Annotated in this window: 12 protein-coding genes; 1 reads left to right on the top strand and 11 read right to left on the bottom strand. The window is 64.0% G+C overall.

Translation table 11 applies throughout. The annotated features are described in order from the left end of the window. Window positions 1-96: 96 nt before the first annotated feature. From XpruCFBP8353_RS16120 to XpruCFBP8353_RS16105, 4 genes are all read right to left on the bottom strand, one after another. Entirely contained in the window at window positions 97-1581 is a 1485-nt protein-coding gene (locus tag XpruCFBP8353_RS16120; RefSeq protein WP_101364111.1) for a sigma-54 dependent transcriptional regulator, read from the bottom strand. Continuing rightward, window positions 1574-1957 (bottom strand): response regulator, encoded by a 384-nt coding sequence (locus XpruCFBP8353_RS16115; protein ID WP_016904817.1) that lies wholly within the window; start codon window positions 1955-1957, stop codon window positions 1574-1576. The genes XpruCFBP8353_RS16120 and XpruCFBP8353_RS16115 overlap by 8 nt, the downstream gene beginning before the upstream one ends. An 8-nt stretch (window positions 1958-1965) precedes the next feature. Next, a complete protein-coding gene (rpoN, locus tag XpruCFBP8353_RS16110; RefSeq protein WP_101364110.1) occupies window positions 1966-3369 on the bottom strand; it encodes an RNA polymerase factor sigma-54 in 1404 nt (467 codons plus the stop codon). Window positions 3370-3591: 222 nt separating this feature from the next. Further along, on the bottom strand, window positions 3592-4170 hold the full coding sequence (locus XpruCFBP8353_RS16105; protein WP_229014455.1) for a response regulator: 579 nt from the start codon (window positions 4168-4170) through the stop codon (window positions 3592-3594). On the opposite strand from XpruCFBP8353_RS16105, the gene XpruCFBP8353_RS24335 reads away from it, so the two are divergent. After that, a complete protein-coding gene (locus XpruCFBP8353_RS24335) occupies window positions 4090-4269 on the top strand; it encodes a hypothetical protein (RefSeq protein WP_243391140.1) in 180 nt (59 codons plus the stop codon). The genes XpruCFBP8353_RS16105 and XpruCFBP8353_RS24335 overlap by 81 nt on opposite strands. Before the next feature lie 27 nt (window positions 4270-4296). Here XpruCFBP8353_RS24335 and XpruCFBP8353_RS16100 read toward each other — a convergent pair whose 3' ends face one another. From XpruCFBP8353_RS16100 to flgK, 7 genes are all read right to left on the bottom strand, one after another. Next, window positions 4297-4863 (bottom strand): PilZ domain-containing protein, encoded by a 567-nt coding sequence (locus XpruCFBP8353_RS16100; protein ID WP_101364109.1) that lies wholly within the window; start codon window positions 4861-4863, stop codon window positions 4297-4299. Continuing rightward, entirely contained in the window at window positions 4863-5156 is a 294-nt protein-coding gene (locus XpruCFBP8353_RS16095) for a hypothetical protein (RefSeq protein ID WP_101364108.1), read from the bottom strand. Before XpruCFBP8353_RS16095 ends, XpruCFBP8353_RS16100 begins: the two co-directional genes overlap by 1 nt. A gap of 8 nt (window positions 5157-5164) precedes the next feature. After that, window positions 5165-5578 carry a flagellar export chaperone FliS gene (gene fliS, locus XpruCFBP8353_RS16090; protein ID WP_010380875.1) on the bottom strand — a complete coding sequence of 138 codons (414 nt, stop codon included), beginning with the start codon at window positions 5576-5578 and terminating at the stop codon, window positions 5165-5167. A gap of 150 nt (window positions 5579-5728) precedes the next feature. Then, window positions 5729-7054, bottom strand: coding sequence for a flagellar filament capping protein FliD (gene fliD / locus XpruCFBP8353_RS16085; RefSeq protein ID WP_101364238.1), 1326 nt, complete (start codon window positions 7052-7054; stop codon window positions 5729-5731). A 234-nt stretch (window positions 7055-7288) separates the two neighbouring features. Continuing rightward, entirely contained in the window at window positions 7289-8488 is a 1200-nt protein-coding gene (locus XpruCFBP8353_RS16080; RefSeq protein ID WP_101364107.1) for a flagellin, read from the bottom strand. Window positions 8489-8805: 317 nt separating this feature from the next. Then, window positions 8806-10011, bottom strand: a complete 1206-nt coding sequence (gene flgL / locus XpruCFBP8353_RS16075) for a flagellar hook-associated protein FlgL (protein ID WP_101364106.1) — start codon at window positions 10009-10011, stop codon at window positions 8806-8808. After that, complete coding sequence (flgK, locus tag XpruCFBP8353_RS16070) at window positions 10011-11885, bottom strand: flagellar hook-associated protein FlgK (RefSeq protein ID WP_101364105.1); 1875 nt, start codon at window positions 11883-11885, stop codon at window positions 10011-10013. Before flgK ends, flgL begins: the two co-directional genes overlap by 1 nt. Window positions 11886-11891 lie beyond the last annotated feature (6 nt).

Raw genomic sequence — 11891 nt, 5'->3', positions numbered from 1 at the left:
GAAGGTCGGGATTCCGTCGCAGCCGGCAGCTGCGAACGGAGTAATCCTGCTGAAGCAAGCGCTATGCCAGCGAGCGGAAGCTGCGCGTATATCCGCTCAGTTGGCCAGCTCGGTCTGCTCGCGGTCGATGCCGTACTTGCGCAGCTTTTCCACCAGTGTGGTGCGGCGCAGGCCCAGCAGCTGAGCGGCATGCGCCACCACGCCCTGCGTGCGTTCCAGTGCCTCGTTGATCAACGCCAGCTCGATGTTGGCCATATGCCCGCGCAAATCGATGCCGTCGTCCGGCAAGCTGGACGTCGCGGCCGGTTCGGCATCGGCACTCTTCGGTTGCAGCGTCACCACATTGCTCGGCAGGGCGCTGACCTCGACTGGTGCGGCCACCAACTCTGGCTCGGGCGGCAGCTCGACCGGAATGGCCGAGGCAAAATCGCCGCGATAACGCGCCGGCAGATCCTGCACCCGCACCAGCCCACCGGGGTGCAGCACCGCCAGGCGCTCCACCAGGTTGGTCAGCTCGCGCACATTGCCCGGCCAGTCGTAGCTGCGCAGCGCCTGCAGGGCCTCGTCGGCAAAGCGCACTTCACCGCGACCGGTGCGCGCCAGCTGGCCCGCAATCGTCTGCACCAGCATGGCAAGATCGTCCACGCGCTCGCGCAGTGCCGGCATTTCGATCGGGAACACGTTGAGGCGATAGAACAGGTCCTCGCGGAACTGGCCGTCGCTGATGCGGGTTTCCAGATTGCGGTGGGTGGCGGCGATCACGCGCACGTTGCAGCGGATGGTCTGTCCGCCGCCGACGCGCTCGAAGCTGCGCTCCTGCAGCACGCGTAGCAGCTTGACCTGCATCGGTAGACTCATGTCCCCGATTTCGTCCAGCAGCAGCGTGCCGCCTTCGGCCATTTCGAAACGGCCCTTGCGCGTTGTCAGCGCGCCGGTGAAGGCGCCTTTCTCATGGCCGAACAATTCGCTTTCCAGCAGATCCGGCGGGATCGCGCCGCAATTGATTGCGACGAACGGCCCGTCGCGCCGCGGCGAGTGCTGGTGGATGGCGCGCGCCACGACTTCCTTGCCGGTGCCGGATTCGCCCAGCACCAGCACGGTGGTGTCGAACGCGGCCACCTGGTCGATCAGCCGGCGCAGGCGGGTGACCGCCTCGCTGTTGCCGGTCGGGCCCGAATCCTGCTGCACACCGGCCTGATGCTCGGCATCCAGCCGCTTGAGGCTTGCGCGGCGCAGCAAGGCTTCCAGCTGGGCGTGACGCAGGGGGGTGTCCAATGCCCACACATTGGCTTCGTGCAGGCCGTGCGCTTGCGCAAACGCGGTCGGGCTGCCTTCCATCAGCAGCACGGGTGGCGGCAGCTTGGCATCGGCCAGCCAGTCGAAGAATTTGTCGGCCTGTGCAGCATCCTGCGCAGAGCCCACCATCACCGCCATCCACTCATCGTGGCGGTGACGGCCAGGATTGATGTCGGCGCCGTCGGTGACCCAGCGGGGATTGAAGTCCATGAATTCGAGCAGCGACACGGTGCGCTCTGCGCGCACGGCGTCACTGTCGATCAACAGAATGCGGGACTCACTCATTCCTGGCTCCTTCCGTCAGGCCCTCCAGGATTGGCATTACTTCCTGGATATAGGACAGCTTGCTGACAAAATTGTCAGCACCCGCGCGAAGAGCATGTTCACGATGCTCGGCATCATCGAAGTGGCTCGCGATGACAATATACGGCGGATCGTCCTGCGTCTTGATCAGACGCGTGGCCTGCAGCCCGCCCATCTCGGGCATGGCCAGGTCCATCAGCACGACATTGGGGCGCAGCGACTCAGAGCGCTCGATCGCTTCCAGTCCATTGGCGGCACTGCCCACGATATCGAGCCACTCCACTTTGCGAAAATGACGCATCGCAGCGTTGATGAAGCCCTCGTGGTCGTCGACCAGCAGCACGGTGAGTTTGCTCATAGTAGTCCTTATCCTGCCCGGGCAAGCAGTGGTTTAGTAGTGCGGCGGCGCTCGCGTGCCGGGGCGATATCAAGTTGTTCGCGGTACTTGGCGACGGTGCGGCGCGCAATGTTAACGCCTTGCCGCGACAACAATCCGGCAATGGCCTCGTCGGCCAACGGCCGGCCGGCCGGCTCGCTTTCGATCAAGCGGCGCACCATCGCCTTGACGGCCTGGCCGGAGACGCTGGCGCCTTCCAGCCGCACGGCAAAGAAGTGCTTGAGCTCCAAGGTGCCGCGCGGGGTCTGGATGTACTTGCCGGTGGTGATGCGCGAAATCGTCGATTCGTGCATGCCGATCTCGTCGGCGATTTCCTTCAGCGTCAGCGGTGCCATTGCCTCTTCGCCGCGCGCCAGGAAGGCGGCCTGGCGTTCGACGATGGCGCGCGTTGCGCGCAGCAGGGTTTCGTAGCGCATCGACAGCCCGCGGGTCAGCCAGCGCGCTTCCTGCAACATGTCACGCAACGGCTGTGCTGCCTCGCCGGCTTCAGCCAGCGCACGTTCGTGCACCGGATTGATGCTGACGCGATGGGTGGTGGCCGGATTGAGAGCAACACGCCAGCTGCCATCGGCATGCCAGGCGAGCACATCCGGGATCACGCTGGCGTTGCTTTCCTGCAGCAGGTCGTCGCCCGGACGCGGTTGCAGCGAGAGGATCAGCCGCACCGCTTCGCGCGCATCGTCCACCTCGGCATCGTGCGCACGCGCCAGCACCGCGTAATCATGCGCGGCCAGCAGCTCCAGGTCGCCGTTGAGGATACGCGCCGCCAGGTGGCGTGCCGGCACACGACCGGGCAGGGCGGTCAACTGGGCCTGCAGGCACTCGCGCAGGTCGCAGGCGGCCAGACCGGCCGGATCACCGTGCAGCAGGCGCTGGCGGATCGCTTCCACTGCCTGCACGGTCATACCCAGGCGGGTGGCGCCCAACTGCTGCAACGTCGACAGCGCTTCGGTCAGATACCCGGCGTCGTCGGTCTGCTCCAGCCAGAACGCAGCGGCCCCCAATGCCACCTCGTCCAGGTCCAGCGCCAGTTCGCGCAGGATGCGCACATGTGGGTCGGTGGACTCGCCGGCGGCCACGCGCTGCATGCGGTCGTCGTCGCCATCGTTCCAGCTGCTGCTCTGCACGTCCCACATCGTGCTTTCCGGCAGCTCGTCGAACGCGGCGACATCGCTGGCGCCATCGTCGTTGGTGGTGGCCGTCTCCCCGTTATCGGCCAGCTCTTCCAACTCCAGCAACGGATTGGTTTCCAGGGCGCGACGGATTTCCAGTTCCAACTGCATGCCGTCCAATTGCAACAGACGGATCGACTGCAGCAACTGCGGCGTGAGGTGCAGTTGCTGCCCGAGCTGGGCGGAAATGGTCGTCTTCATGGAAGCGCTTCCGAAGGGCGCTGCACGCAGCAGCGATGGAATGCATCTTGCAGGACAACGCGACGGGTTTCTAATCAGGGAGTCAGGTGAGGTGGCTCATGATTTTCCCGACAGTGTGTCAGGAGCTTCCTGACATTGCAGGCGGACTCAAGCATGCCCGCCGGAATCCCGTCACTGTTTTGACCATCGCTAGCCCGACAGCGCGCGCTGAGGTTTTGCGCGTCAGACCAACTCGTTGTGATGTTTGGCCGCCAGCAGCACCAGGTCGTTGGCGCGACGGCAACCGAGCGATTCCATCATGCGTGCGCGGTGGGTTTCCACCGTCTTGACGCTGATGCCGAGGTCGGCGGCGATTTCCTTGTTGCTCTGGCCGCGGCCGATTTCGCGCAGGATTTCGCGCTGGCGCGGCGACAAGGCGGCGATACCAACCGGTTTTTCCCGGCCTAGCATCGGCGCAATCATCTTGGACGAGATCTGCGGGCTCAGGAACACTTGGCCAGCGGCAGCAGCGCGCAAGGCCAATTCCAATTCCAGCGGTGCGGCATCCTTGACCACGAAGCCGACCGCGCCGCGATCGAGCGCATCGCGCACGTGCACCGGGTCGTCGTGCATGGACATCATCACCACATGCGTGCGCGGCGCGGCGCGCAGCACGTCCGTCATGGCATCCAGGCCGCTACGGCCGGGCAGGGACAGGTCCATCAACACCAGGTCGGGCCGGTGCAGGGACGTCATGTCCAGGGCTTGTTGCGCGTTGCTCGCCTCGCCAACGACATCGATGCCGGCGAAAGTTTGCAGCAGCCTGGACAGGCCGGCACGGACAAGGGTGTGATCGTCGACGATGATGACTCGCACGGCGCAGAAGAGACCTTCTTTTTCAGTAAAGAGCACATTAGCTGACCCGGCGCCCCGCGCCAACCATGGCAATCAGCGCTGGCGGCGGGCGTCTGCGATCTGACGGCGATGCAGACGGAACAGGTGGCGTTCCAGGGCGTCCTGCAGTCCCGGCGCAAGCGGGGCAAACCGCAGCCACAGCCAGAAATCATGGCCATCGCTCGCGCTCGCCAGCACGGTGGCAGGGAGCTGTACAAGTTCAGGAAGCCAGTCCGATGGCTGCAAACAAACGCTGCCAGTCGTGCCTGGTGCGTGGCTGGTTGCGCAACTCAGGCGGATTCCGCGCACGGACCAATGCACCAAGCCCTGGCTCAGGCCGCTGTCGCCGTGGCGCACAAGGCGGCCGATCAGCGCCAGCATCAAATCGAGTTTGGCGTCCATGCGCTGCACCAGCAATGGCAGTTCGCCGCGGTCTTCGCTGGTTTCCTCGCTTCGCAAGTCTTCGACCTGGCCAAGGCTGCGCAACAGGGTTTCTGCAGCGTTATGCGTGCCAGCATCGCTCCCCGCGCGGAAGCCGGCCGGCAACTGCAACTCGCAACTAAGCGTGTCGGCAAACAGCTCGGCATCGGCGGATGGCGCGAGTGTGCCGAGCGTGCTCATCAGATCCGACCGACCCGTGCGTAGGCGCGGCTGGCCGACGACGACGTACGCTGTGCGCGGATCAGTTCCAGCAGCTTGCGCTGACGCTCGCGCATCATCCGCATCAGGTCCTGATGCATGGTGAGCAAGGTCTGCAGCGCGTCGCGGTCCTGTTGGATATCGACCTGTTGCGCGTATTCGCGCAGGTGCAGGTCGTGGGCGTCCAGCATCTGCGGCATCACCTCGAACTCCTCCTGCGCCATGGCCAGGCGGAGGTCGGCGATTTCTGCTTGAAGGCTTTGCACGTTATGCATGGCAGGACTCACGAAACGGCGGAAAGGCCGCGTTGTTCGAGGGGGATGGAGTTCCACGCCGAGTCGATTTCGCTGAGCAAATCCAGCGCTTCGGTCAACGCGGTCTCATCGTTGTGCAGGTTGGCTGCAGTCAGCCGCTGCATGACGTAGTCATACAGGGCCGAGAGGTTGCCAGCGATCTCGCCACCGGCTTCGTGATCGAGCGAGCCGTTCAAGTGACCGACGATCGCGCAAGCCTCACCAATCGCCTTGCCCTTGCGTGCCTGATCGCCTTGCGCCAGGCAGGCCTGGGCCAGACGGATGCGCTGGCAGGCACCGGCAAACAGCAGCGAGACCAGCTTGTGCGGGTCGGCTTCGGTCACGCTGGTGGCCACGCCGACCTTGCGGTATTGCTCGGCATATTGACGATTGGAACCGTACATGGATGACTCCTCAATGGGCTGACCTTCGCTGGTCCCGGAGCGCTACGCTCCTGCGACGACGCTCCTGCCGGAAGGCAAGGCCGAAATCACGATAGGCCCTTCTTGTATCGGCAATACCCTGACAGGACTTGAGGATTGTCATCACAGAAATCAGCTTGTCAGCAGGCCGCTGAGCGAGCTGGTGCTGCTTTGCAACTTGCTGATCATGGTTTCCATCGCGGTGAACTGCGCGGTGTAACTATCGGAGAGCTTGGTCATGCGCGCGTCGAGGTCGTCCAGGTCGGACTCGTAGCCCTTGATGGTCTTGTTCAAGCTGTCCGAACGCAGGGTCAGGGTGCCACTGGTGGCGTTGACGTTGCTGTCCAGCAACTTGGTCAGGCCGGAGCCGAACTTGCCGTCCTTGCCGAACACGTCGGCGGCAGCACCGCCGTCGGAGGCGATGGCGGTGTCAAACTTGGCGCTGTCGAAGCTCATCACGCCATCCTTGTCGATGGTCAGGCCCAGCGCCTTGAGCTCGTTGACGTTGCCGCTGACTTGGCCGCGCAACTGTTGCTGCAGGCTGCGCACCAGCGAGTCGCCGGTCAGGGCTGCGGCGGTCTTGGTGGTGGCGTCGTAGGCGCTGCTCTTGGCCAGCAAGGTGTTGGCGGTGTTGTAGGCCGCAGCAAACGCAGTGAGGTTACCTTTGAGGCCACTGGTATCGGCCGCTACGCCCAGGTTGAACTTTGTGCCTTCGGCGGCCTTGGTCAGGTTGAGCACCACGCCGGGCACGATGTCGCTGATGGTGTTGGAGCTGGAGGTGCGCTCGAAGCCGTCCACGCGCACGAGTGCGTCGGCGGCAGCCACGGTCTGGTTCAGCCCGCCGGTGACGCCTGGGCCGTAGGTCAGGCTGCTCAGGCTCGGATCGCTGGCACTGATGGTCAGGGCGCCCTTGGTGCCGGGGTCGACCGCGTTGAAGACCAGGTGCTGGCCATCGTTGGCAGTGACCACGCTGGCAGTGACTCCCTTGCCGCCAGCAGCCTTGTTGATGGCCGCAGCGATGTCGGTGAGCTTGTCGGTGCCGCTGATGTCCACCGTGACGCTCTGATCGCCATAGCCGATCGTCAGCGTGCCGCTGCCCACCGTGGCATCGGCCGTAAACGCGCCGGAGGCCAGTTTTTGCGAGGTCGCCAGCGAGACCAGTTCCACCGAATAGTTGCCCGGCGCCGCCGAGCTGGTGGTGGTGGCGGTGAAGCCGGCATCGGTCGGCACCGTGGCCTTGTAGGCGTTGGTGTCGGCACTGCTGACCACCTTGTCCAGCGCGGACTTGAGCGTGGTCATGCTGCTCTTGATCTGGCTGATGGCCGACAGCTGCGTGGTCGCGGCGGTGCCGGCCTTGTTGATGCGCGCCTGCTCCGGATCCCTCTGACGGGAGACCAGGGTGGACACCACGGTGGGGATATCCAATCCTGAAGCAGAAGTACTGATCAACGATGCCATGTTGCATTCCTCGTCTGGGCATCCGAACAACGGATGCATGGGATTACGAGACGGGTATCGGCCGCATCCGGGAGGACTTTAGCGGCGCCGACGCGTCTTGCTCACCCTTTTGTGGATGCAACTTCCGTGCCCAGCGCGCTGATCGACTGGCGTCAAAAAACCGCGCCCACAAAAAAGCCCCTCCGAAGAGGGGCTTTTGACTTGCTGCAAAGCGTTGCTGGTGACTGTGGCAAGTTACTGCAGCAGGCTCAGCACGTTCTGCGGAACCGACTTGGCCTGGGCCAACATCGCGGTACCGGCCTGCTGCAGGATCTGCGTGCGGGTCAGCTCGGCGGTGGTCTTGGCGTAGTCGGTATCGGCGATGCGGCTACGCGAGGCCGACAGGTTTTCCGAGGTGGCGCTCAGGTTGGCGATGGTGGAGGTGAAGCGGTTCTGCACCGCACCCATGTCGGCGCGCGAGGAGTTGACCGTGGTCAATGCCTTGTCGACGATTTCCAGGGCCTTCTGCGCGCCGGAGAACGTGGAGATATCCAGGCTGCCCAAGGTCGAAGCGGTGGAGCCGGAAGCGGCCGAAGCGGTGGTGATGCCGGCGCCGACGGTGATGCCGGCGGCGCTGGAGGTACCAGCCGACAGCGAGGTGAAGTCCTGGCCAGCCTTCAGCGATTCGATCTGCACCGAACCATCGCTCTTGATCGAGGCGTACATGCCGGTCTGGTCCAGCTTGTCATTGATGGCCGCCGCGACCTTCTTGTTCACATCGGCAGCACTGTCGCCTGAAGCGACCTTGACGTCGGCGATGGTGATGCTCTTGGCCGAACCGCTGGCGTCCTTGAACGACAGGCTGATGCCGCTGACCGAACCCGAGGCGGTGGCGGTGCCGGTCACGCCGGCAGCCGAGACGGCGGCGGCGAAGTTGGCCTTGCCCAGCGTATCGATGTTGGCATCGGCGATGCTGTTGATGCCGATGGTCTGGCCGGCGTCGGCGCCGACCTGGAACAGCGCGCCAGAGAACGAGCCGTCAAGCAGCTTGGTGCCGTTGAAGCTGGTCTGATTGGCGACGCGATCGATTTCACTGGTCAGCTGCTTGACTTCGGAGTTCAGCGCTTCGCGGTCGGTGGACGAGTTGGTTGCATTTGCCGACTGCACCGACAGCTCGCGGATACGCTGCAGGTTGTTGCCGATTTCCTGCATCGCGCCTTCGGCAGTCTGGGACAGCGAGATGCCGTCGTTGGCGTTGCGCGAGGCAACGTCCAGGCCGCGGATCTGGGTGGTGAAGCGCTCGGCGATTGCGCCGCCGGCTGCGTCGACGGCAAAGCTGGTGATCCGCTTGCCCGACGAAAGCTGCTGGATGCTCAGCGCCAAGCTGGAGCTGTTGGTGTTGAGGTTACGCTGAGCGTTCAGCGACATTACGTTGGTGTTGATTACCTGTGCCATTTTGATTTCTCCTAAGCGATTTTTCCGGCAAGGGGGACTTGCCTGGAGCCTCCGCAGGGGGGCCATCAAGTTGGCCGTTGCCGCTGCTGAGATGAATAACGGCGTTGCGTCGGGAACCTTTAGCGAAATCCAGTATTTTTTTACTGTTTTTCTGCATCAGGACGAAATACGTAAGCGTTGTGTATCAAGGGGTTTGGTTTATTCGGCAGCACCCCGCCAATCTTTAGCGCTGGTATAACTCTTCGAAAAATAAACTCCGTCCGCCGCGCAAATGCCCACGCGCAGGAGCGAAGAAAACGCAGGTTTTCTGCGGCAAATCAGCGGATCAGGTTGAACAACGACGACGACTGCATCTGCTGAAAAATGGTCTGAGCGGCCTGCAACGAGGCCTTCTCGAGTTGGTATTGCCCAATCGCCGAGGCGTAATCCAGATCGCGGATCGACGACAGGGTGGTCTTGAGCGTGACTTCGTTGGATTCGAGCAAGGAGTTGGCGTTGTCGATGGCCGACAACTGCGCGCCACCGGAGGCGCGCGCATCGATCATCTTCGAAGACGCCTGCGCGATGTTGCGCATCGACGACTGCACGGTGTTGATCATCGACGCCTTCTGCGGCGGGGTCAGCGTGTCCGAGTTCAGCGCGCCGACCAGGTCGTTGATGGTGGAGAACACGTCCTTGGTGCCGGAGGCGCCGATCTGGAAACTGTCGCCCGCCGCCGGCGTGCCGCTGATGCGCATACGCACGCCGGCCGCGTTGATGTCTTCTCCATCTTTATAGGTGCCGGTGCTGACCACCGCATTGCTGCTGTCGCGCACCTCATAGGTATTGGCGGCGGTGAACTGCACGCTGTAACTTCCACCGTTCCAGCTGCCGGTGCTGGCATCGCGGCTGAAATCCAGCAGCAAGCCGGTCCCGGTGTTGGCGGCGTTGGCGTGCGCGTCCACGGTGCCGTCGCCGGTGCGGATGCGCATGAAGATTTCGCTGCCAGGCAGGGTGTCGCTGACGAAGGTGTCCGGCGCCACTTCGACCTGCTTCTGGGTCTGGTCGCCGTTGTAGACGACGCCGCCATTGCTCTTGATGAACGGCGCGCTGCCGTCGGCAGTACCGCCGAACAGATAGCGGCCGGTGCCGTCGGTGCTGTTGGCCAGGCTCACCATGCTGTCGCGCAGTGCAGTCAGTTCCGAGGCGATCGCCTTGCGGTCATCGGGACTGAGCGAGGAATTGCTGGCCTGCACCGCCAATTCGGTGACGCGCGCCATTTTGTCGCCGGCCTGCGACAGCGCATTTTCCTGCAGCCCGAGGCGGTTCTGCACGTTGTTGGCGTTTTCGCCAAAGCGCGTGATTGCGGCCAGGGCGCGATCCAGACCGACCGCAGTGCCCGCGGCGACCGGGTCGTCCTTGGCGGTGACCAGGCGCTGGCCGCTGGACAGCTGCGATTCGAGCTGGTTCAGCCGCGTCTGCTTGGCGCCCATCGAGGCGACCGACTGGCTGTACATCATGCTGGTGGAGATACGGTCGGTCATCAGCGTACGGCACCCAGGATGGCTTGGAAGATGGTGTCGGCGGTGGAGATCATCTGTGCGGCGGCCTGGTAGGCCTGCTGCAGTTTCAGCATGTTGGCGGCTTCCTCATCGAGGTTGACGCCGGAAATCGAATCGCGGCTGGCCTGCGCCTGGTCGTTGATGACCTTTTGCGCATCGGCCGAATAGCTGGCCGCGCGCGCGGCCGAACCGACCGACGTGGTCAGGCCGGAGAGCGCGCCGTTGAGCGTGACCGTGCCGCCGCTGAGCGCCTTGGCGTCGTCGATCTTGGCCAGCAATTTGGCATTGCCGTTGTCGCTGGAGCCAGCGCCCATCGGGCCGACGCCGAAGGTATCGCCGGCCTTGGGTGCGCCGTCCAGCGCGAAGCTCCAGCCGTTGGCGCTGATGGTCTGGCCGGGGGTGTAGGCGAACGGGCCGGCGCCATCGATGGTGTACTGGTTGGCGTCGATGAACTCGACCGACGACGGGGTCAGCAGCGCAGGGTTCTGCGCATTGGTGACCTTGACGTCGCTGATCTTGCCGCTGCCCAGGTTGGCGAGGGTGGCGGTGGCCTTGACCGGGGTGGCCGCGGCAATGCGCGATGGGTCGGTGATGGCCACCGACAAGGTACCGGCCAGTCCAGCGGTGGGCTGCAGCAGGAACTTGTCGCCGTTGGCCGGCGTGCCGCCCACCACCATGCTCACGCCATTGAGCACCAGCGGGTCGGCCACCGTGCCGGTGCCGGTCATCGGCACCGCAGAGCCAGTACTGGCGCTGGAGGCCTTCCAATTGGTGCCATCGAAACTCAGCGTGACGTTCTGGCCGTCCACCGCGCTCATATTGCTGAAACTGGCGCTCAGCGATGCGCTGCCGGTGTTGCTCGGGTTGGCGGCGGTGGTCGGCGAGCCGATGTTGAAGAAGTTGCCGCCCATCGCGCCATACAGATCCATACCCTGGCTGTGGCCGGCGTTGAACGTGCTGGCCATGCCCACGGCCAGGCGGCCGAGTTCGGCCTGGGTAGGCTCGAGCACGCTGCTGCGAAATTCCAGCAGGCCGCCGATCTGCCCGCCCAGCGAACTGGCGCTAAGGCTGACGTTCTGGCCCTGGGTCTGCATCGCCACCTGCAGCTTGGTCGGCTGATACGGGTCGGCGACGGTGGTCAGTTTGGAAGCGGTGGTAGCGACCACCAGCGCTTGGCCGCCGGCGGTGAAGACATTCATGAAGCCGCCGTCCTGGATCACCGCGGTACCGCCGGTGTAGCCCACCAGCTTGGTCACCAAAGCATCGCGCTGATCGAGCATGTCCGGCGCTGCGTTTTGCGCGCTATTGCCGATGGTGCCGTTGAGCTTGGCGATCTGCTGCGTCAAGCGGTTGACTTCGTCCACCGACGAGGTCAACCCGCTGTTGACCTCATTGCTCAGGCTATCCATCTGCCCGTTGAGTTGCTTGAAGCGCGTCGCCAGCGAATTGCCGCTGTCGAGCATGCTCTGCCGTTCGGCAGTGGAAGAGGCGTTGGACGACACCGCGCTGGTGGAGTCGAAGAAGTTCGACCACAGCCCGGCCACGTTGGTGGCGGTGTTGGAATACAGCGCATCGACGCGGTTGGACAATGAGGACAGCTGCTGTAGGCGCGAGAGTTCGCCGCCGCTGTCGAGCAGGCGCGAGATGGCCAGCTGGTCGGCGACCCGGCCCACATCGGTGATCTTGGCGCCGTTGCCCACGAACGCGTAGCCCATGTCGGTGGGCGTGCGCGTTGCGAATTCCACACGTTGGCGGCTGTAGCCTTCGGTATTGATGTTGGCGACGTTATGGCTAACGGTCGACAACGCCCGTTGGAAGGCGATGAGCGCGCTGGTCCCGGTGGACATGATGGACATGGGCGT

This window comes from Xanthomonas prunicola, assembly GCF_002846205.1.
Taxonomy (GTDB): Bacteria; Pseudomonadota; Gammaproteobacteria; order Xanthomonadales; family Xanthomonadaceae; genus Xanthomonas; species Xanthomonas prunicola.
Note: the sequence above shows the minus strand (reverse complement) of the source record. Positions and strands in the feature narration are given on the sequence as shown.